Origin of the sequence: Streptomyces sp. NPDC045431, from assembly GCF_040646655.1 — a bacterium.
Taxonomy (GTDB): domain Bacteria; phylum Actinomycetota; class Actinomycetes; order Streptomycetales; family Streptomycetaceae; genus Streptomyces.
The window spans coordinates 185,025-205,236 of record NZ_JBEZAQ010000003.1 but is presented as its reverse complement, the minus strand read 5'-3'; the positions used below and the strand labels follow the sequence as shown (position 1 = coordinate 205,236).

The 20,212-nt window shown below is 72.6% G+C and carries 20 protein-coding genes; 5 read left to right on the top strand and 15 right to left on the bottom strand.

Translation table 11 applies throughout. The features are described 5' to 3' along the window. The 4 genes from AB0A69_RS09475 to AB0A69_RS09460 all read right to left on the bottom strand — a co-directional run bounded on the left by AB0A69_RS09475 (position 1) and on the right by AB0A69_RS09460 (position 4,827). A complete protein-coding gene (locus tag AB0A69_RS09475) occupies positions 1-687 on the bottom strand; it encodes an HAD-IB family hydrolase (protein WP_361417461.1) in 687 nt (228 codons plus the stop codon). A 27-nt stretch (positions 688-714) separates the two neighbouring features. Further along, the gene (locus AB0A69_RS09470; RefSeq protein WP_361417458.1) at positions 715-1,815 is read right to left on the bottom strand and encodes a ScbA/BarX family gamma-butyrolactone biosynthesis protein; all 1,101 of its coding nucleotides are present in this window, start codon (positions 1,813-1,815) and stop codon (positions 715-717) included. 205 nt (positions 1,816-2,020) lie between these two features. Next, complete coding sequence (locus AB0A69_RS09465; RefSeq protein ID WP_361417455.1) at positions 2,021-3,088, bottom strand: aldo/keto reductase; 1,068 nt, start codon at positions 3,086-3,088, stop codon at positions 2,021-2,023. 188 nt (positions 3,089-3,276) lie between these two features. Continuing rightward, positions 3,277-4,827 (bottom strand): MFS transporter, encoded by a 1,551-nt coding sequence (locus tag AB0A69_RS09460; protein WP_361417452.1) that lies wholly within the window; start codon positions 4,825-4,827, stop codon positions 3,277-3,279. 147 nt (positions 4,828-4,974) lie between these two features. Here AB0A69_RS09460 and AB0A69_RS09455 point away from each other — a divergent pair, with 147 nt between their 5' ends. After that, positions 4,975-6,612 (top strand): FAD-dependent monooxygenase, encoded by a 1,638-nt coding sequence (locus AB0A69_RS09455; protein WP_361417449.1) that lies wholly within the window; start codon positions 4,975-4,977, stop codon positions 6,610-6,612. A 118-nt stretch (positions 6,613-6,730) separates the two neighbouring features. Here the strand turns inward: AB0A69_RS09455 and AB0A69_RS09450 are convergent, their stop codons facing one another. From AB0A69_RS09450 to AB0A69_RS09440, 3 genes are all read right to left on the bottom strand, one after another. Beyond that, entirely contained in the window at positions 6,731-7,912 is a 1,182-nt protein-coding gene (locus AB0A69_RS09450) for an acyl-CoA dehydrogenase family protein (RefSeq protein ID WP_361417446.1), read from the bottom strand. 542 nt (positions 7,913-8,454) lie between these two features. Then, positions 8,455-8,814, bottom strand: coding sequence for a LysR family transcriptional regulator (locus tag AB0A69_RS09445; protein WP_361417444.1), 360 nt, complete (start codon positions 8,812-8,814; stop codon positions 8,455-8,457). Positions 8,815-9,048: 234 nt separating this feature from the next. After that, positions 9,049-9,738: a helix-turn-helix domain-containing protein gene (locus AB0A69_RS09440; protein ID WP_361417442.1), complete on the bottom strand. Its 690-nt coding sequence runs from the start codon at positions 9,736-9,738 to the stop codon at positions 9,049-9,051. A gap of 234 nt (positions 9,739-9,972) precedes the next feature. Between AB0A69_RS09440 and AB0A69_RS09435 the strand changes: the two genes are divergently transcribed. Then, complete coding sequence (locus AB0A69_RS09435; protein ID WP_361417439.1) at positions 9,973-10,605, top strand: ScbR family autoregulator-binding transcription factor; 633 nt, start codon at positions 9,973-9,975, stop codon at positions 10,603-10,605. A 63-nt stretch (positions 10,606-10,668) separates the two neighbouring features. Here AB0A69_RS09435 and AB0A69_RS09430 read toward each other — a convergent pair whose 3' ends face one another. Together AB0A69_RS09430 and AB0A69_RS09425 are read right to left on the bottom strand one after the other, a co-directional pair. Further along, on the bottom strand, positions 10,669-11,367 hold the full coding sequence (locus tag AB0A69_RS09430; RefSeq protein ID WP_361417436.1) for an HAD-IB family hydrolase: 699 nt from the start codon (positions 11,365-11,367) through the stop codon (positions 10,669-10,671). Positions 11,368-11,758: 391 nt separating this feature from the next. Continuing rightward, positions 11,759-12,763, bottom strand: a complete 1,005-nt coding sequence (locus tag AB0A69_RS09425) for a ScbA/BarX family gamma-butyrolactone biosynthesis protein (protein WP_361417433.1) — start codon at positions 12,761-12,763, stop codon at positions 11,759-11,761. A gap of 275 nt (positions 12,764-13,038) precedes the next feature. Here AB0A69_RS09425 and AB0A69_RS09420 point away from each other — a divergent pair, with 275 nt between their 5' ends. After that, a complete protein-coding gene (locus AB0A69_RS09420) occupies positions 13,039-14,031 on the top strand; it encodes an aldo/keto reductase (RefSeq protein ID WP_361417429.1) in 993 nt (330 codons plus the stop codon). A 148-nt stretch (positions 14,032-14,179) separates the two neighbouring features. On the opposite strand, the gene AB0A69_RS09415 is transcribed toward AB0A69_RS09420, so the two are convergent. The 5 genes from AB0A69_RS09415 to AB0A69_RS09395 all read right to left on the bottom strand — a co-directional run bounded on the left by AB0A69_RS09415 (position 14,180) and on the right by AB0A69_RS09395 (position 17,868). Beyond that, positions 14,180-14,350 carry a hypothetical protein gene (locus tag AB0A69_RS09415; RefSeq protein WP_361417426.1) on the bottom strand — a complete coding sequence of 57 codons (171 nt, stop codon included), beginning with the start codon at positions 14,348-14,350 and terminating at the stop codon, positions 14,180-14,182. A gap of 206 nt (positions 14,351-14,556) precedes the next feature. Then, positions 14,557-15,852: a CHAP domain-containing protein gene (locus tag AB0A69_RS09410; protein ID WP_361417423.1), complete on the bottom strand. Its 1,296-nt coding sequence runs from the start codon at positions 15,850-15,852 to the stop codon at positions 14,557-14,559. A gap of 113 nt (positions 15,853-15,965) precedes the next feature. Then, on the bottom strand, positions 15,966-17,165 hold the full coding sequence (locus AB0A69_RS09405; RefSeq protein ID WP_361417420.1) for a tachylectin-related carbohydrate-binding protein: 1,200 nt from the start codon (positions 17,163-17,165) through the stop codon (positions 15,966-15,968). A 64-nt stretch (positions 17,166-17,229) separates the two neighbouring features. Beyond that, positions 17,230-17,355 carry a hypothetical protein gene (locus AB0A69_RS09400; RefSeq protein WP_361417417.1) on the bottom strand — a complete coding sequence of 42 codons (126 nt, stop codon included), beginning with the start codon at positions 17,353-17,355 and terminating at the stop codon, positions 17,230-17,232. Positions 17,356-17,553: 198 nt separating this feature from the next. Continuing rightward, complete coding sequence (locus tag AB0A69_RS09395; RefSeq protein WP_361417414.1) at positions 17,554-17,868, bottom strand: hypothetical protein; 315 nt, start codon at positions 17,866-17,868, stop codon at positions 17,554-17,556. A 185-nt stretch (positions 17,869-18,053) separates the two neighbouring features. On the opposite strand from AB0A69_RS09395, the gene AB0A69_RS09390 reads away from it, so the two are divergent. After that, on the top strand, positions 18,054-19,049 hold the full coding sequence (locus AB0A69_RS09390; protein ID WP_361417412.1) for a LuxR C-terminal-related transcriptional regulator: 996 nt from the start codon (positions 18,054-18,056) through the stop codon (positions 19,047-19,049). 6 nt (positions 19,050-19,055) lie between these two features. On the opposite strand, the gene thpR is transcribed toward AB0A69_RS09390, so the two are convergent. After that, complete coding sequence (gene thpR, locus AB0A69_RS09385; protein WP_361417409.1) at positions 19,056-19,619, bottom strand: RNA 2',3'-cyclic phosphodiesterase; 564 nt, start codon at positions 19,617-19,619, stop codon at positions 19,056-19,058. Positions 19,620-19,666: 47 nt separating this feature from the next. Between thpR and AB0A69_RS09380 the strand changes: the two genes are divergently transcribed. Beyond that, complete coding sequence (locus AB0A69_RS09380; protein ID WP_361418423.1) at positions 19,667-20,173, top strand: GNAT family N-acetyltransferase; 507 nt, start codon at positions 19,667-19,669, stop codon at positions 20,171-20,173. Positions 20,174-20,212: the final 39 nt, after the last annotated feature.

Sequence of the window (20,212 nt, the reverse complement as noted above, 5' to 3'; positions counted from 1 at the left end):
TCAGATGCCCGCCGCGGTCCGCCCGGTCGGCAGCCGCCGCCATCCGGCCCGGTCCGCGTGTGCGGCCAGGTCCGGGTCGTCGCCCACCGCGACCGGGTGACCCACGGCCGCCAGCAGGTCCAGGTCGCTGATGTGGTCGCCGTACGCCGTGCAGTCGGCGAGGTCGGCCCCGAGGACCGCGGCGGCGGCGTGCGCCACCCGCCCCTTGGCCGCGCCGATCAGCGGGAACAGCACCTCGCCGGTGAGCCGGCCGCGGCGGATCAGCGGCCGCGTGCCGATGGCGCGGTCCGCGCCGACGTGGGCCGCGACCGGGTCCAGGCAGGCGAAGAACGACCCGGACACCAGCACGACGGTGTCGCCGGCCGCGCGGTGCCCGGCGAGGGACCGCTCCACCGCGGGGATGAACAGGCCCCCGGGCCGCGTCTCCTGTTCGTAGGCGAACCACGCGCGGCCCGACGCCGCGAGGGTGCGGGCGTCCTCGCCCGCGTACAGCCGGTAGTAGCGGCGGTTGATCTCCGCGCGCGGGGCACCCCGTCGTACCGCCTCGCGCAGCTCACCGACCAGCCGGTCGTACGTGCCGGCCGGTTCACCGCGCCGGTCCAGGTGGAACTCCAGGAACCGGAACATGCTCTTGACGTCGATCAGCGTCTCGTCGACATCCGAAAAGGCGATCGCCGGGACGCCCATCAGCGCTTCTCCCTCCCCCATGGCCGGTCAGCCGGCCGTGACGCGGGTCAGCCGGAAGGTGAAGACGCAGAGGCTCTCGCCCTTCTGGGTGGCCTCCACGCGGACCGGCACCTGGTGGGCCTGGTGCGCGGCGCCGTCCTCCGGGGCCTCCAGCGGACCGCCCAGCGTGTACGGGACTCCGTCCACGGCGCCGCCCGGCGCCGTCGGCTCGCCGATCTCCGCGGTGAGGACCGTGTCGTCCTCCAGCTCGCCGAAGCGGGTGAAGCGCACGTCGACGTCGGTCACCAGGGTCTTCGCGGTGGACATGCCGTGCAGCTCCAGCGCGGCGAACAGCGCCAGCTGACGGGCGCCCTCGGCGATGACCATGCCCGGCAGGTGGTCCTGCGGGTGGTCGAAGAGGCTGGCGTGGCCGGTCGGCACCCGCAGCAGGGCCGAGGCGGCGGAGCTGGTGACGGCGGGCTCCACGAGCACGACGTTGTCCGGGTTGGCCCGGCCCACCAGGTGCGGGGGCACGAGGGTGCCGGGGGTGGCCTGCGGGTGGGTGGCGGAGGACGGCAGGGCGAGTCCGCCGCGGTTGTTGAGCCGCAGCGTCAGGTAGCCGTTGGGCGTCTTGAAGCGCAGGCCGAGGTGGGCCGTGCCCACCTGCGTGCCGCCCGCCGAGAGGGTGAACTCGTAGTCGAGGCCGGTGACCCGGCCGTCGCGCTCCTTGCGGCTGACGATCCGCGCCTCCATCGCCAACGGCAGCGGCGCGGAGCCGACCGTCACCCACCGCGGGTGCGAGACGTGCAGCCGCAGGTGCGTGAGGATGAACTTGTTGTCCGCCGCCACGCCGAAGAAGCGGTGGGCGCCGGCCAGACCCGCCTGGCGGCACGCCTCCAGGATGAGCAGCGGGTCGTACGAGAGCGGGCGGAGCAGGTGGTCGCCGTAGTAGGCGTGCGACCGGGGGAGCTGCGCCCCGGCGAGGTAGCGGTCCTCGCCGGTCTGCCGCAGGTCGGTGAGGAACACCTCCCCCAGGGCGTCCCGGTGCACGAGCAGCCGGTCCACGGTGCGCGTGTAGTCCAGAACCGGATCGGACGGAAGGAACGGTGTGGCGGACCGCGGCTCCGGTCCTGCTGTTGCGGTGGTCATGGGTGACGTTCGCTTTCTGTTCGGTCGTGCCGGAAGACCCCGGTGGCCGGCCGGCGGCCCCGGGGAGCAGGCGCGTGCGGGGCAGGGCGCTACGTCGCGGGACGCGTGGGCGTGGGGCCTCACGTGCGGGGGGATTTACGTGTGGAGGGCCGTCCACGTGGGAACGGCCCTCCATGCGCGTCCTGCGGCTCACTCCGTCAGCGGGTCACGCGGGGTAGACGTCGCCCGGCAGCTTGCGGTCGGCGCCGACGGTGCCGATGTGCCAGTACGGGTACGGAGCGGTGGTCTCGCTCACCTTGTCGAGGCGCTCCAGCTCCTGCGCGGTCAGCTCCCACTCCATCGCCCGGAGGTTGTCGTCCAGCTGGTGGGGCTTGGTGGCGCCGATGACGGCGGAGGTGATGCCCGGCTTGGCGAGCACCCAGTTGATCGCCACCTGGGCGACCGTGGCACCGCGCTCCTCGGCGATCGCGGCCATCTCGTCGACGATGTCGTACGCCTGGTTCTCGTCGGTGAGCGGCGCGGACTCGGCGGGGGTCCGCTCGGCCAGGCGGCTGCCCTCGGGGCGGCCCTCGCCGCGGCGGTACTTGCCGGTCAGGAAGCCGCCGGCCAGCGGCGACCAGGCGGTGATGCCCACGTTCTGGTCGACCGCGAGCGGGATGATCTCCCGCTCCAGGTCGCGGGCGGCGATGTTGTAGTAGCCCTGGTAGACGCAGAACTTGGCGAGGTTGCGGCGCTCGGAGACCGACAGGGCCTTCATCAGCTGCCAGCCGGCGTAGTTGGAGACGCCGATGTAGCGGATCTTGCCCGAGCTGACCAGGTCGTCGAGCGCGCGCAGGGTCTCGTCGAGCGAGGTCCGCGGGTCGAAGCCGTGCAGGTGGTAGACGTCGATGTAGTCGGTCTCGAGGCGCCGCAGGCTGCCCTCGACCGCCGCGATCAGGTGGTGGCGGGTGGCGCCGATGTCGTTGGGGTCGTCGGTGATGCGCCAGCGGCCCTTGGTGCCGATGATGACGCGGTCGCGGACCTTCTTCAGGGTCTTGCCGAAGAACTCCTCGCCCATGCCGTTCTTGTAGACGTCGGCGGTGTCGAAGAAGTTGATCCCGGCGTCCAGCGCCTGGTCCATCATCCGCAGCACGGTCTGGTCCTCGACCGTGCCGAACTCGGACCAGTTGCGGTCCTCGGCGCCCAGGAAGGACGCACCGCCGCCGAAGGTCATGGCGCCGAAGCACAGTTCTGAGACGGACAGGCCGGTGTCGCCGAGGTAGCGGTAACGCATGTTCTCCTGCTCTCTTATCGGTGGGTACGTCGTGGGGGGTTCGGGGGGATGGGGAGGCGCGGGGGGTCGGGGAGGGGAGGGGGAAGTGGATGTGGAGGGGGAAGGGGATGTGGAGGGCTCGGGCGGCGGCGGGGGGGAGGAGCCGCACGACCCGGGCCCTCCGGCCCGGGGCGCGTACGCCCGCCGGCTCAGCCGGCGGCGTCCGCGAGTTCCTTGTCCTTGATGACCAGGAAGGTGACCACGGCTCCGACGAGGGCCAGCACGGCCAGGGCGATGAAGGCGGTGTGCATGCTGGAGGTGAGGCTCGCGGCCACCGCGTCGAGGGCGTCGGTGCGCCGGGCGGGCTCGACCGCGGCGAGCGCCTCGTCCAGCCGGCCCTGCGTGGCCTCGCCCGCCAGCCGCTGGGCCTGGTCGGCGAGTTCGGGTGAGCGGTCGGCCAGGTCACTGCGGGTCAGCGAGGTCAGGAAGCCGCCCGCCGAGGCGATCGCCACCGACTCGCCGGCGATGCGCATGGTGTTGAAGATGCCCGACGCCATGCCGGCGCGCTCCACGGGGACGACGCTGACGGCGGCGTTGTCCATGGCTCCGAACGCGGAGCCCACGCCGAGGCCGAAGACGAGCAGCGGACCCGCCACCTCGTACCACGGCCGGCCGGGCTCCAGGACGACCAGCCACAGCGAGCCCACGGCGATCAGCAGCGAACTCGCGGTCAGCAGCATCCGGGACGAGACCCGCCCGGCGACCAGGCGGCCGACCAGCAGCGGCAGGACGAAGACGGGGAGGGTCAGCGGCAGCAGCAGCGCACCGGAGGCGGTGTCACCCTGGCCGCCGACGCCGTTGAAGTACGGCGGCAGGAAGTTGAGCAGCACCACGAAGCCGAAGGTGATGGTGAACGGCTGGCAGACGACCACCACGAAGGTCGGGTTGCGGAACAGCGCCAGGTCGAACATGGGCCGGGCGACGCGGAGTTCGACCGCGACGAACGCGGCCATGAAGACCACGAACCCGGCGAGCGAGCCGAGTGTCGGCGCGCTGAGCCAGCCGCTCTCGCCGCCCTCGACGAAGACCAGCGCGAGGAAGAACAGGCTGCCGCTGAAGGTGACCAGACCGCCCCAGTCGACCTTCGTCGCGTCCGGGTCCCGGGACTCCTTGATCTTCGACATGAAGGCGAGGGCCACGATGCCGACCAGCACGTTCAGCCAGAACACGGCCCGCCAGCCGGCCAGGTTGACCAGCGCGCCGCCGAGGATCGGGCCGAGCGCGAGTCCGGCGCCGAAGGAGGCGCCCAGCACGCCGAACGCCTGGGTGCGCTTGCGGCCCTCGAACGACGCGGCCAGGATCGCGGCCCCGCTGGTGAGCACGCCGGCCGCGCCGACGCCCTGCAGTGCGCGGGCGATGTCGAGGACGACGATGTCCGTGGAGACGGCGGCCACGGCGGACATCGCCATGAAGACGACGGCGCCGATGGCCAGGATGCGGCGGCGGCCGAACTGGTCGGCGAGCGCGCCGGCCGCGAGCATGCACGCGGCGAACGTCACGCCGTAGGCGTTCTGCACCCACTGACCGGCGGCGACGCCGGCCCCGAGGTCCACCGTGAGATCCGGCAGCGCGACCGCCGGTGCGGTGACCGCCAGCGGCAGCAGGATGCTGGCGAGCGCGACGGCGATGAGCGTGGGTGCTCCGCTCGCCTCCTGCCGCCGGTCCGGCACCGGGCGCCGGGAATCGGTCTGGATGCTCATGGCTTCTTTCTCTCCGCTCAGCAGGTCCCAGTTCTTTCGCTGTCGATGGACTGTAAGAGATCTTATGGATATCGTCAATGCTAGGGCATGAAGGTCCCTTACCTTCAACGACCGGGAACGGAACCACGGAACGGAAAGAGAGTCACCATGCCGAACCCAGCGAGCACCGCCCGCACCAGCGGGGACCCGGGTGCTTCGGACGCGTACGACGTACTGGTCGTGGGGGGCGGACCGACCGGGATGATGGCCGCCTGCGAACTGCTCAGGCGGGGCATCCGGGTCCGGATCGTCGACCGCGCCCCCGAACCGTCCCCGTTCCCCAAGGCCCTGCTCGTCTGGCCCCGCAGCCTGGACCTCTTCGAGGACCTGGGCGTGCTGCCGCGGCTGCGCGAGGCGGGGCTGCAGATCAACGCGTTCAGCTACTACTCCGACCGCGAGCACCTGGCCACCTTCGACTTCCCGCAGGAGCTCAGCCCCGTATGCCTGCCGCAGAACGAGACGGAGCGCATCCTGCGCGACCGGCTGCACGAGCTGGGCGGCAGGGTCGAGCGCGGGGTGCGGCTGCTCACCTTCGACGGGCTGGACTTCTCGGGCCGGATCGACGCCGTCGACGGCGTGACCGCCGTCCTCGAGCACCCCGACGGCACGATCGAGCGCACCCGCGCGCCCTTCGTGATCGGCGCGGACGGTGCGGGCAGCGCGGTCCGCGCCCAGTTGGGCACGGGCTTCTCCGGGTCCACGTACGAGACCGCGTTCGCGCTGGTCGACGCCGAGATCGAGGGCTTCCTGCCACCGGACCAGGCGCTGTACTACCAGTCACCGGCCGGGGCGCTGGTCATCGTCGCGCTGCCGAACGGTGTCTTCCGCTTCTTCTCCAGCCTGGCCCCGGGCGAGGAGGTCAGCGTGGCCGCCATGCAGCGGATCGTGGACGAGCGCGGCCCCAAAGGCGTCCGGATCGCCGAGCCCATCTGGCAGAGCGTCTTCCGCGTGCACGCCCGGCACGCGAACGACTTCCAGCTCGGCCGGGTGTTCATCGCCGGTGACGCCGCCCACGTACACAGCCCCGCCGGCGGCCAGGGCCTCAACACCGGTTTCCAGGACGCCCACAACCTCGCCTGGAAGCTGGCCGCCGTCCTCCGCGGCGAGGCACCGTCCGACCTGCTCCTCAGCTACGGCCCGGAGCGCGCGGCGGTCGCCAAGCGGGTGGTGCGCGACACCGACATCCAGACCCGGGCCTGGCTGGTGCAGACTCCGGCCAAGGTCGGGCTACGGGACGCCGCGTTCCGGATCGCCGACCGCACCGGGCTGTTCTCCCAGTTCTACGCCCCGGTGATGGCCGGGCGCCGGCTCGCCTACCCGCCGGTGCGCGACACCCAGGCGCCCGGCGGGCGCACCACCTGCCAACTGCTGCCCGGCGTCCGCAACGCCGTGCGGGTCGGCGCGGTCTTCCCCCGGGAACTCGCGATGCCCCACAAGATCCAGGGGCCGGCCGCCGATCCGACGACGTGGACCCTGGCCGCGGTCTGCCGGGGCGACGCGGCCGCATGGCGTGCCGAACTGCGCGCCATGGCCGCGCTCCGCCCCGGCCTGCGGGTCGTGGATCTGGCCGCGGGGCCGGCCGCCCGGCTGACCGGGTGCCGGCACCAGGGTTACTACCTGATCCGCCCGGACGGGCATGTCGCGGCCCACGGTCACAGCCGCGATCTGGACCGGCTGCGCGAGGAGCTCACCGCACATCTCGGCGAGGCGCCGGCACAGGAGCCGGAGCCGGCCCTGGCCGCATGACCACCGGCCCCGCCCACGTGGTGCGTGGGCGGGGCCGGGTGCTTAGGGGTGGGGTGGGGTCAGGTGCTGATGGGTGAGGCCGGGTGGCCTGTCGGCGGGGCCACCCGGTCGGCCGCGGTCATGCCGCGGCGGCCCCGCCCCAGCCCGCCTGGACATGGCGCCCGTAGGCGGCCGCGGCGGGCGCGAGCTGCACGGCCGCGTGGCTCGCGACGGCGTGCACGTCCCGCCAGTGGCGCTGCAGATCGCTGGCGGAGCGCTGCGCATGGGCGCCCCCGTGGCGCAGCAGCCGCTCGACGGCGCCCACCAGCATGTCGAGCGCCACCGCGGCGTCACGCTGGTTCTGCGCCACGGGCAGGTCGTCGAGCGGGGCGAGGTCGGCACGCAGCGCGGCGCGCTCCAGGAGCAGTTGCGCGGCGTCCGTCTCCGCCGACGAGCGGGCGAGCACGTCCTGCGCGGAGCCGGTGTCGAGCAGCGGCGTGCCCTGCGGGGTGGTGCGCCGCAGCGCCCCCTCCGTCCACGCCCGCAGCGCGCCGCGCGCCGCGCCGAGCGCGGGGGCGGCCAGGAGTACGGAGGTGACCAGTGGATACGGCAGGCCGTGGCAGCGGTCGGCGCCCGCGCCGCGCCACCCGGCGGCCATGACGTCCCGGTCCACCATGCGGTGCGCGGGTACGAAGGCACCGTCCGCGGCGATGCTGTGGCTGCCCGTGCCGCGCAGGCCCAGGCCGTCCCAGGTGTCGACCACCCGCACGTCCCGGCGGGGCACGGCGACCACCTTCTGCACCGCACCCCCGTCCGTACGCAGGACCGAGGCGAGGAGCACCCAGTCGGCGTGGTCGACGCCACTGGCGAACTCCCAGCGGCCGGTGAGCAGATGGCCTCCGTCGACCGGGCGCAGCTCGCCCGCCGGGGGCACGACGGCCGCCGCGATGGGCACGTCGGGACCGGCTCCCCACAGATCGGCGTGCGCCCCCTCGGGCAGCAGCGCGGCGAGGCGGCCGTGCATGGCCTGCAGGACGCCGCACCAGGCGGCGGACGCGCAGCGCTCGCCCACCGTGGCCACGGCGTGGAGGAGACCGGTGAACGTGCCGCCGGACCCGCCGAGTCGCCGTGGCACGAACTGCCGGGCGAACCCCGCCTCCACCAGGGCTCCGGCCGTGTCGGGGTGCAGCGTACGGCTGCGCTCGGCATGCGCGGCGTACAGTCCGGCGGCCTCGGCGGCGGCCCCGGCCCGAGGGGCGGGCACCGGTGCGGCCACCCCCTCGGTTGCCGTGGGTGTTGCCTCGAGCAGTGCAGCGGGCATGGGTGAACTCCCTTGCTGTGCTGTGTGGTTCGCTGAATGGGCAGTAATTGGTGCAGAGATGCGGTTCTTCGCGGAGCGGCGGTGGGGGCGGCGGCGAGGACAGCGGGGATACGGAAGCGGCCGGTGCGGGTCCCTCCGGGCGCGCGACCGGCACCGGGCCGCCGCCGACGAGCGCCTGCGGCCCCGCCGTGAGCGACTTCCGGCCCGGGGTGAGCCCGCAGGGCCGCCACTCGGCCCGGCGAGGTCACCGGAACCGGGCGGGGCAGCCCGCGCGGCATCCCGCCGGCCCTGTCAGAGCAGGACCGTCAGGACAAGGACCGTCAGGGCAGGACCGGCCGGCAGGACCGGCCGGCAGGACAGTCAGGCCCGGCAGGACCACCCGGCGAGCGCGGCGTGTGCCGCGGAGCAACCCCGCGGCGCCTCCGCGGGCCGGACGGCCCGACGGCGGCACCCGCAGCCGGATGCGCGGCCGCATGCGCGGCCTGTGCGTCGGGCCGCGTGACGCCCCGGCCCGCGGCATCCCGCGGGCCCGACGCCCGGGCTCAGACCCGCGCGCCGTCTCCCGGCGGGAGCGGCACCAGGCGTGCCGCGCCGGGCGGGGCCGGGCGTGCGGTGCGGCAGGCCGCCTTCGTACGGCCGACGAGCGCGTTGCGGATCTCGCGCCCCGCCGCCTCGACCGCGTCCAGGATCTCCTCGGCCAGGGGCAGCAACAGGTGACCCATGTCGGTCAGTTGGGTCGACCGACGGCCGCGCCGGTGAAAAAGCTCCACCCCCAGTGACGCCTCGAGACTCTTGATCTGCTCGGTCACCGTGGACTGCGCGCAGTGCAGGTTCCTCGCCGCCCGGGTGAAGCTCGCCTCTCTCGCCACTTCGCGGAACACCCGCAGGTGGTGGATCTCCATGGGTTCCCTCCCCCAGGGGAGGGACAGCAGCGGCCGGCAGCGTGCCAGGCCGTGCTGCGGCGTGGTGCGGTCCGGCCGCCGCCTACCCCCCGCGGCCGATCGCAGCCCCTGAACTCCCCCGTCATTCGACGCGGACCCCCCGTCCGCGCTCCGGGGAGAAATATACCTACCGAAACGAATCTGCCAAGGCTCTGACCAGTGGACGGACAGGATCGGCACCGCGCCCCGGAGAACTCAACCGGCTTCCGTCACGGCCCCGTTCGGCGGTACCACGGCGGGCCGGTGGCCCTCCAGCAGTTCCTCCGGGAGCCTACCGTCGGCCAGTACGCCGCCGACCGCGCCCCACACCGCCTCCAGCCAGGCCACCGCGTCGACCCCGGCCGCCGCGAGCGTCGCCGAGCGCACCGCGGCCACGAGGGCCAGCAGCACCTCGGCGATGACGGTGGACGAGCACCGCAGGGCCACCGCCCCGGCCTCCTGGGCCACGCCGACGAGCCGGCTCATATGGGACTGGATGTCCAGGAGCAGCCTGCCCTCGCGCTCCCCCGCCAGCAGGGCGTCGGCGGCGAGCCGGTACGCGGCGCGAAAACGCACGTCGTCGGCGAGGCCGCGGGCGAGCGCGAGCGTGACGGTACCGAGGGGGGCGAGGGGCTCGCCGACCGGCGGCCGCCCGGGGACGGCGGGCCCGCGCTCGGCGGGCGGGGACGCCAGGATGCGCTGCCAGGCCGCGTCGCCGTACTGGAGGATCGCCTCCGCCAGCTCGTCCTTGGACGCGAAATGGCCGTACAGCGCCCCTTTGGTCATGCCGAGCCGGGCGGCGACGGCGTTGACCGTCGTATGCGCATAGCCATGGGCGGCGAACTCCTGGGCTGCCGCGTCCAGCGCCCGTTCGCGGGTACGCCTCGCCCGCTCCTGCTTCACCACGCCGCCCTCACCGTTCCTCTGCCGCGCCGACCGGGCGCACAGCCTAGCAGGGAAAAATTCCCTCTGGAAGGAATGTTCTGGCCATCCGGAGCGACCTCGGCCGAAGTGTGACTGGACGGGGGGTCGCGGGGGTGCCGTACGCTACCGCTGACGAGAAAAATACCTCTCGGAAGGTATGTCGTGACGCACAGTACGAACAGCTCGGCGCTGCCGGCGCCCGGACGGAAGACAGCCGTGACACCACCAGCCCTCAAGACGCCGTCGGACGTTCCGCGGGGTCCCGACCCCCGGCAGGACAGGTCAGCCAGGACGCGGGAGCTGGTGATGCGCGCGGCCGCCGAGGTCTTCGCGGAGCACGGGTACCGCGAATCCTCGGTCAAGGACGTCGCCGAGCGCACCGGCATGACCAAGGGGGCGGTCTACCACCACTTCCCCACCAAGGAGGTCCTCGCCCTCGCCCTGGTGGAGGAACACTACGCACGCTGGCCGCACGTCCTCGACGAGGTCGCCGCGATGGGCCTCTCCCCGCTGGCCACCGCCCTGGAGGTGATGGACCGGGTCGCCGCGGCGTTCGGCGACGACCCGATCACCATCGCCGGCGCCCGGCTCCAGAACGAGCAGGCGTCCATCGGGGTGGAGCTCCCCACCCCGTACGTGGGCTGGATCGGCGTGATGACCAAGCTCTTCCAGGAGGCCGAGGCGGCCGGTGAACTGCGCGAGGGCATGGTCCCCGAACAGCTCGCCCGCCTCATCGTGGCGTCGTTCTTCGGGACCCAGCACGTCTCCGCCACCCTCACCGGCCGGGCCGACCTGGCCGAGCGCTGGCAGGAGCTGCGGGAGCTGTTCCTGTACGCGATCCGCCGCTGACCTCACGCACGACGGCCGTACGCGTACGGGGACGGCGCCCCGTACGCGTACGGTCACGCGGGCTCAGGCCGCGTCGGCCTCCGCGTACACCCCCGGCAGCCGCGGCCGGCCGGTCCGCAGCGCCCACGCGCGGAGCACCGGGTCGTCCCCGACGACGGTGGCGTGGCCCACGGCGCGCAGCACGTCGATGTCCCCAGCGTCGTCCCCGTACGCGAAGCAGTCCTGCGGCTGTGCCCCCAGGTCGTGCATCAGCCGGCGGACCCGGCGGGCCTTCTCCTCCCCGATCACCGGGGCGTCGACCTCACCGGTGAGGACTCCGCGGCGGACCTCCGGCATGGTGCACACCGTCCGGTCCGCCGCGACATGGCGGGCTATGGGGTCCAGGCACGCGGCGAACGAACCGGACAGCAGCACGATCGTGTGCCGGGCCGCGCGGTGCCGGTCCAGTGCGGCACGGACCGGCGGGTGGAACAGGTCGCCGCGGGCGAGCTCCGCCTCGAACCAGGCCCGGCCACTGCGCATCAGGTCGCGCTCACGGTGGCCGCGCAGCCGGCGGAAGAAGGCGCGGTTGAGGTCGGCACGGGCGGCGCCCGCCGCCCGCAGGGCGAACAGCTCGGCCCGCACCACGGCGGCGGGCGGGCGACCACGGCCCCCGGTGTCGCCGAAGTGGTGATCGAGCAGGCCCAGCATGCTCTTGCCGGTGATGAGGGTCTCGTCCACGTCGAAGAAGGCGAGGACGGAATGCTTGTGGGTGGTCGACATCAGTTCAAATCCGGGAATCGGGGCGGGAGCTGGTCAGGCGCCCGCCGGGTACGGAGCGGAAGCGGGCACGTCGGGGCCCGGCAGGAACGGCAGGAACGGCGGAAAGGGCAGGAACGGCGGGCGCGCTCGCAGGGCTCCGCGCCGGGCACGGCGGGGAGCAGCGGCGAACGGCCGGGACCGGCCCAGGACTCGCTCGCCCGTGGCGCAGGCCCGGGCACGCCCGGGCACCGGCGGGACGGCGCCGGCATGGGGGCGATGGAGAGCGATGGGGAGCGATGGGGGCACGCGACGATCGGCGTCGATCGGCGGCCGGGGTTCCCCGGGGCTACCGGGCTCACACGGCCCGGCATACGGGCAGGCCCGGTCAGGCCCGGCTCAAAGGAGAGGGGCTCTAGCGGACGAAGTGGTGGGCCAGGCCGGCGCGGGCCACGGCCTCGCCGTGCTGCGTCGCGGTCAGCCGCACCACGTGGCCCTGCGGGAGCTCCGTCGTGTCCTCGACCGTGATGGTCACCGGCGCGTCCAGTTCCGCGAACCGGTCGAAGCTGATCAGCGCGGCGGCCAGCGTCATCGGCTCCGCAGCGGTGGGCCGGGGCGCGGCCAGGTGCGCGGCCTGGCGGAACGCCTCGGTCAGCGCGATGCCCGGCACGTGGTCGCAGGCGTGCTCGAAGTACCCGGCGTGATCGGGGTCCAGGCGCAGGAGGTAGGTGTTCTCCGCGAGCCCGGGTGCGACGGCGAGCAGGACGTTCTGGGGGTTCGGCCGGCCGGCGCGAGCACCGCACACCGGGGTACCCCTGTCCGGACGTATCTCCGCGGGCTGTGCCGTCCGTGCGGCCCCTCGGGCGCGCAGGGCGCGGTACGCCCGCGACGCGAGGGTCACCAGGCGCCCCGAGATCCGTGCGCAGGGGCGGCCGCCGACCTTGATGTCCGCGGTGAAGCGCGCCTGGACGCGCTGCGGCGTGGCGGGCTTGTCCGGGTCGGGCGTGAAGGTGGTGTCGAGGACCACCTTCAGCGGATCGGCACCCACCTTCAGCGCGGCCGGGTCGTCGATGCGGAGGTCGAGGTCGCAGAAGACGAACCGGTGGTCGAGCGGCACGTCGTTGTAGCGGTGGGCGACGTAGATGCCGGCCTGGCGGAACGTTTCCACGAGCAGCAGCGGATCGCTGTGGCCGTGGGTGTCGGGGCCGTACAGGGCGTGGGTCCGCGGCCACTGGGCCGCGACCAGCGCGCGCCCGGGGCCGGTGGAGCGGCCGTCGGTCACGAACACCTCGGCCACCGAGGCCCGGTGCACCAGTCTTCGCGGAACCGTGCGCTCAAAGCCCAGGGGCTCTGCCAGGGCCGGTGAGGGCAGGACCACCCGGAGGCGATCCTCAGCGGGCGAAGACAACGTACGAGACATCACAATTCCCCCCATTTGTCACGCTGCAGCGCATGCACAGCGCGTGGCACTCTCCCGCAGGAGAAATATTCCTTCGGGAATGTATATTGCGCTCCGCAGTCAGACCAGCACTCATCTCACAGAGTGGACACCCGTCCCGAAGGCGCGCGGCGCACCCGGGGACCGCACGGAAGAGGAGGGGACGGTTCAGCGCCGCGCGCCGACGAGCGGGCCCAACACCCGTGTTCCCACGCGCCCTTGCTTCGAGCGCGCTCCAAGGCGTTGGCTGTACGTCCATGAAGTACACGCAGCTCGGACGCACCGGACTCAAGGTCAGTCGCATCGTCCTCGGCACCATGAACTTCGGGCCGCAGACCGACGAGGCCGGCAGTCACGCCATCATGGACGCCGCGCTCGGCGCGGGGATCAACTTCTTCGACACCGCCAACGTCTACGGCGGGACCGACAACAGGGGCCGCACCGAGGAGATCGTCGGCTCCTGGTTCGCCAAGGAGGCGGGACGGCGCGACAAGGTCGTGCTCGCCACCAAGGTGTACGGGCCCATGGGCGGCGACGGGGACGTGTGGCCCAACCACGACCGGCTCTCCGCCGCCAACATCCGGCGGGCCGTCGAGGGCAGCCTCCGGCGGCTCAACACCGACTACATCGACCTCTACCAGTTCCACCACATCGACCGGCGCACGCCGTTCGAGGAGATCTGGCAGGCCATCGACGTACTGATCCAGCAGGGCAAGATCCTCTACGCCGGTTCGAGCAACTTCCCCGGCTACAAGATCGCCCAGGCCAACGAGAGCGCCGCCCGCCGCGGCATGGTCGGGCTCGTCAGCGAGCAGTGCCTCTACAACCTCGCCGAACGCCGCGCCGAGATGGAGGTCATCCCCGCCGCGCGGGACTACGGCCTCGGCGTCATCCCGTGGTCCCCGCTGCACGGCGGACTGCTCGGCGGCGTGATCAAGAAGGAGGCGGAGGGTACGGCGCGCCGCACCCAGGGCCGTTCCGCCGACGCGCTCGCCAACAGTGCCGTACGCGAGCAGGTCCAGGCGTACGAGAACCTCCTCGACAAGCACGGGCTCGCGCCGGGCGAGGTCGCGCTGGCGTGGCTGCTGACCCGGCCCGGGGTGACGGGACCGATCGTCGGGCCGCGCACCGCCGAGCAGCTGGAGTCCGCGCTGCGCGCGGTCGAGCTGGACCTCTCGGACGAGGTGCTCACGGGGCTGGACGCGATCTTCCCGGGGACGGGGCCGTCGCCGGAGGCGTTCGCCTGGTAGGCGGCGGTCACACGACCGACGCCACCGCGACGATCAGGAACATCAGTACGAGCACACCGGCCATGATCCGGTTTCGGGTTTTCGGGTCCACGCGTCGAGCGTAACCGCCCGCCGGGAAGGACCACCCGGAGGGACCCGCGGTGCGGGGCTACTGCCAGCTCATGTCACCGAGGGTGCCCGCCGGTGCGGTCTGCCAGCTCATGTCACCGGCGACGGTGAGGGCGGGGGCGGGCTCGACGGCCGCGCCGTTGCCGGCGAGGAGGGCGGCGAGGGCGAGGGCGGCGACCGCGGCGGCCTGGGCGATACGGGTGCGGATCATGGTGTGTCGTTCCTTCGCTGCGAGGGCTGAGGTGGCTTCCCGGTCGGACCCGCGTCCCGCGGTGACGCGCGTTCCGGCCGGTGCTCCATAGCTTCGTCGCAGGTGGGAGCCGGTGGAAGAGGTTCCCGGTGGACCGAAACGGCCTTGACCCAATGCGGCCACGCCCCCTCGTGAGGAGGCGTGGCCGTCGGCGGGTCGGGGAGTCGTCAGCCCTTCGGGGAGACGAAGCCCTGCACCGGGCCCGCGCCGACCGGGCTGGAGGCCGTGTCCCAGGAGAACCAGCCGCTGCGCTGCACCTGGCGGCTCTCGTTGCCGCCCACCGTCTGGATCTGCTTGCCGTCCGCCGAGACCGCCACGACGAGGTTCACGTGGTCGGCCCGGCCGTCGGACAGGTTGTTCTCCCGGTCGTACAGTACGGCGTCGCCGACCTTCGGGCCGGTGGTGTGCCAGGTGCCGTGGCGCACGCCGTACTCGCGCAGGCTGATGGCGCGGGCGTCGAGCTGGTAGGCGTAGTCGACGTCGTTGCCCGCCCAGATGTACTTCACGAACTCGGCGCACCAGGCGCTGCTGTAGTCGAACTGGGGGAAGTCGCTGAAGGTGTTGCCGACCTCGGCGTTGGCGTCGTTGGCGATGTCCTGGCCGAGGGTGCTGACGACCTTGCAGGAGACCGTGCGGGGAGCGGCGGACAGCAGCTGCTGCGTCCAGCCGGACTCGTCGACCGGGTCGTTGGTGTGGTAGGCGATGTCGGCGCCGCTGCCGTCGGAGATGTTGCCGTCCTTGTACCAGTACATCCCACCGGTGTTGGCCGTACGGCCGTAGTAGAAGCCGCCGCCGGGCGAGACCAGCTGGTTGAAACCGGACCAGCCGTCCTCCTTGAGGTCGTCCCGCTTCCACGCATTGCCGATGATCTTGTACGAGTGGAGCTTGCCGGCGTCGGTGGTGGCGATCAGGCGGTCCTGGCCCGCGGCGGCGAGGGTCTTCAGGACGAAGCCGGTGCCGATCTCCACGCGCTGGTTGATGTGCTGCGAGCCCGCCGGCTTGTCCTCGGAGACCAGGTAACGCATGAGGATGCCGCTCGCGGTGCCGTACAGGTGGCCGTAGCCGTCGTACGTCAGCTTGTCGTGCGTCCAGCCGCCGTCGGCGATGCGGACGGGGGCGTTGGCGAGGGCCAGTGTGGTGTTGTTGGTCTGGACGTCGACGCGGTACAGCTCACCGGCGGTCGACGTCACCAGCACGGTGTTGAAGTTGAGCGTCGCCATCGCCTTCGGCGTGAAGCCCAGGTCCGGGCCGACGAGCGTCTTGATGCGGTCACCGCTGGTCGGGTTGATCGCCGAGTAGGTGAGGCGGCCGTCGGGCAGGACGCCGTAGATCGAGGCCGTACCGGAGCAGACCGTCGTGTCGGCGCTGGCGGTGGAGGCGTTCAGGGTGACCAGGCCGAGCGAGACGGCCCCGGCGGCGAGGGCGGTGACGGCGGTGCGCAGCGTCTGGGACGTGCCGAACATGGATGTCTCCTGGGAAGGCGCGGGTTTCCGGCAGCCCTGACGGCGCGGTCGGGCCGAAGTCTTCGGAAAACGGGGGGTGAGGAAGGGGGAGGAAGGCGGGAGGAAGGGGGGGTTTAGTACCAGCCGACCGACTGCGAGTGGTTCCAGGCGCCGCACGGCGTGGCGTACCGGTCCTCGATGTAGTTCAGGCCCCACTTGATCTGGGTGACCGGGTTCGTCCGCCAGTCGTCGCCGTAGACGGACATCTTGGAACCGGGGTTCGCCTGCGGGATGCCGTACGCGTCCGAGGTCGGGTTGTCGGCGTTCCACTTCCACGTGCTCTCGCGCTGCCACAGGGCGTCGAGGCAGTTCCACTGGGTGGTGGTGTTCCAGGTCGCGTCCTGCTGGATCATCATGTCGCGGGCTTTGGCCTTCACCGCGGGGATGTCGTTCGGGTCGAGCGTCTCGGTGGTCGTGACGCACTTGAACGTCGCGGGCTGCGCGGAGAGCAGCTTCTGCGTCCAGCCGGACTCGGTGACCGGGTCCGTGGTGTTGTACGTGATGTCGGCGCCGCTGCCGTCGGTCGGGTTGCCGTCCTTGTACCAGTACATGGCGCCCGTCGTGGCGATCCGGCCGTAGTACAGGCCGCCGCCGGGCGAGACCAGCTGGTCGAAGGCGGACCAGCCGTCGGCCTTGAGGTCGTTGCGCTTCCAGGTGCTGCCGGAGATGACGTAGTCGAGCAGCTTGCCGTCGGAGGTGGTGGCGCCGAGGCGGTCGTCGCCCGTGGCGGTGAGGGTCTTCAGGGTGAAGCCGGTGCCGATCTCGGTGCGGGCGCCGATGTGCTGGGAGCCGGCGGGCTTGTCCTCGGTGACGTTGTAGCGCAGCAGCAGGCCGGCGGCCGTGGTGCCGTAGAGGTGGCCGTGGCCGTCGTACGTGAGCTTGTCGTGCGTCCAGCCGCTGTCGGCGATGCGGACGGGGTTGCGCTCCAGGACCAGGGTCTCGTTGTTGGTCTTGACGTCGACGCGGTAGAGGGCGCCGGTGGTCGAAGTGACCAGGATGGTGTTGAAGTTGAGCGTCGCCATCGCCTTCGGCTCGAAGCCGAGGTCCTGGCCCACCCGGACCTTCGCGAGGTCGCCGCCGGAGGGGTTGATGGCGCTGAAGGTGAGCCGGCCGTCGTCGAGGACACCGTAGATGGAGACCGTGCCGGAACAGGTGGTGGCGGCCTGGGCGGTGGTGGCGGTGGCGATGCCGGCGGCGGTGAGCAGCCCGGCCCCGGCGGCTCCGGCGAGCAGCATGCCGGTGGCTCGGCGCGCGGTCGTGCGGATGGCGTTCATGCGGAGGTCCCCCCTGGGACGTGGTGGCAGGCAGTAGGAAGTGCGGTGGAGATGGCGGCGGTTCTTACTGCCAGCTCATGTCGTCGGCGCATCCCGCGGCGGCGCGGGCGGTGGTGCCGGTGGTGCCGGTGGTGCCGGCGAGGGCGAGGGCGGCGACCGCGGCGGCCCGGGTGGCGGAGATGCGGCTCATGGTGCTGAGACCCCTTCGGGAAGACTGGCGTGGCAGGTGACCGGCCGGTTCGGTCAGGCGTTCCGCGGTGACGCCCATCGAGCTCGTTCCGGCCGTTGATCCATAGCTAAGCCGCAGGTCAGCGGGGTGAGAAGGGATTTCCCCGGGCCGGAATCGGCCCTGGACGGTTGCGTCCACCCCCCGCCCGGCGCGGGCCGTTCAGAGCCGGCTCGGCCAGTCGCCCAGGAGCGCGGGCGCGATCAGCGGGACCCCTACGCGGGTCAGTCGGGCGGGCGGCAGCCAGCGGGCCTCGGCGAGCAGCCGCCGGCACACCGCCGTCGCTCCGCTCTCCGCCTCCGCCAGGCTGCCGGCCGTGGAGTAGAAGCCGAGCGTGAAGGCGTGCGGGGAGCGCGGATGCACCGAGAGGTGCTCCACGCGGTCGGACGGGAGGAGCGATGAGCGGGCCAACTCACGCAGGACGCCGGGGACTTCATGCGGCGGAACGAGTTCGAAGTGGGCGTGGACCAGATACATGCTTTCCACCTTCGCCGCGAATGAACCGCCGTACGCCATGACAAAGGCGGCCTGTTCGGGCACTGGCCGCTTCCGTCCATGTCGGTGTTCACGAAGGTGTGAGCCTTGTGTGATGACGTGGGGTGTCTGCGATGATCATGTGCGCACGTCATGTACGCGATGACCTCAGCGATCCGGGGGGAAACATGCTGACCGAGCTCGGTCTCGACGTCACGGCGGAGGCCGTCTACCGCGCCATGCTGTCGCGGCCCGACGCCGGTGTGGCGGCGCTCGCCACGCTGATCGGAGCCTCCGAGGACGCCGTACGCGACGCCCTGGACGACCTCAGCGAACTCGCCCTGGTCCGGCCGTCCGCCGAGGACGAGGGCAGGCTGCGCGCGGTCTCACCCGACGTCGGCATGGACATCCTGCTCGCCCGGCGGCAGGCCGAACTCGCGGCGCAGCAGCAGCGGTTGGAGGCGTCGAGGGCCGCCGCCGCGCAGCTCATCTCCGAGTACACCGAGCTCACCCCGGCGGGCGGCACCCCCGGTGTCGAGCAGCTGGTCGGCCTCGACGAGGTGCGCGACCGGCTGATCGCGCTCACCCGGAGCGTCACCACCGAGGTCATGACGTTCTCCCCGGACGCCGCGCTCACGGAGTCGGCCATCGCCTCGTCCCGCCCCCTCAACGAGGACCTGCTCGGGCGCGGGATACGGATGCGCACGATCTACCTGGACAGCGTGCGCAACAGCCGCCCCTCCATCGAGCACGCCAACTGGCTGGCGGGACTGGGCGGTCAGGTCCGTACCGCCCCCTCGCTGCCGACGCGCATGGTCATCGTCGACCGCACGACCGCGCTGATCCCGGTCAGCAACGAGAGCTCCGCGGACGGAGCGGTGCTGCTCACCGGCGCCGGCATGCTGACCGCCCTGTGCGCGCTCTTCGAGACGACGTGGACGGCCGCGCAGCCGCTCGCCGAGGTGCCGGCGCTCGGGCCGCACGGCCTCACGGCGCAGCAGTCGGCGGCGCTGCGGCTGCTCGCCGAGGGGTACACGGACGAGGCCATCGCCAAGCGGCTGGGCGTCTCACCCCGTACGGCGCGCCGCATCGCCACCGACCTGATGGAACGCCTGGACGCGCGCAGCCGCTTCGAGGCGGGCGTACGCGCGGTCCAGCAGGGCTGGCTGCCCGACCACTGCTAGCAGGGGCTATCCCAGGGGCCAGGCGGCCAGGGTCTCGTAGCGGGGTGGGCCCCCGGGTTCGCCCTTCGCGGCGAGGTTGCTGCGGACGAGGACCAGCTCGCCGACCTGCCACCGCGCGCCCTCGAAGTGCTGGAGCTCGTCGACGTACGGGCGCAGGTCGACGGTCTGCGTACGGCCGCGGGCCAGCGTCAGGTGGGCGTGGTACGCCCGGTGCTCGTCCATCGCGATACCGGTGCGGCGGGCCGCCGCGTCCGTGCGCTCGGCGAGCAGCCGGATGTCGTCGAGCGCCCCGGCCGCGCCCGCCCACAGGGTGCGGCGCCCGAACCGGCCGCCGCCGTGGAGGCGCAGCGGGAAGGGCGCGGTGCGGTGGGCGGCGCGGGCGAGCCGGCCGCGCAGCTCCGGCAGGAGCCGCTCGTCCACCTCGCCCATGAAGGCGAGGGTGAAGTGCCACCCCTCCCGGCCGGTCCAGCGCAGTTCGTCCGCGCCGGGGAGGGTCTTCAGGCGGCGGACCTCGGCGGCGAGTTCGTCGACGGCCGCGGGAGGCGGCAGCACGGCAGCGAAAAGCCTCATGACGCGAGTCTGGCATGATCGCGCGCCCCTATTCTCAGGCCATGAACATGCCCATCACCATCAGGAAGGCCGTCGCGGACGACGTCCCCACGATGCTCGCCATCATGGACAGCGCCGTCGTCTGGCTCAACGCGCGGGGCATCACGGCACAGTGGGGCACCGAGCCGTTCTCGGCCAGTCCGAAGCTGGTGGAGGGGTTTCACCGGTACGTCGCCGAGTGCTCGCCCTGGATCGCCGAGATCGACGGCGTACCCGCCGGGACCATGACGCTGGCGCCGGTCCCGGGGGCGCACGTCCCGCCCGCCGGCGAGCCGGAGGTGTTCGTCCGCAGCCTCGCCACCGAGGGCCGGCACCACGGGCGCGGTGTGGGCAGCGCGCTGCTGGCGCACGCGGTGGAGGAGACCCGCCGGCAGGGGGTCTCGCTGCTGCGGGTGGACTGCTTCGCGGGCGGCGAGGGCCGCCTGGTGCGGTGCTACGAGCGCAACGGCTTCACGCCGACGGAGACCTTCGCGATCGACGACTGGCCGGGCCAGGTGCTGGCGCGACGGGTGTGACACCCGGGGCGCACGGAGTGCGCCCCGGGGCCTTACGCG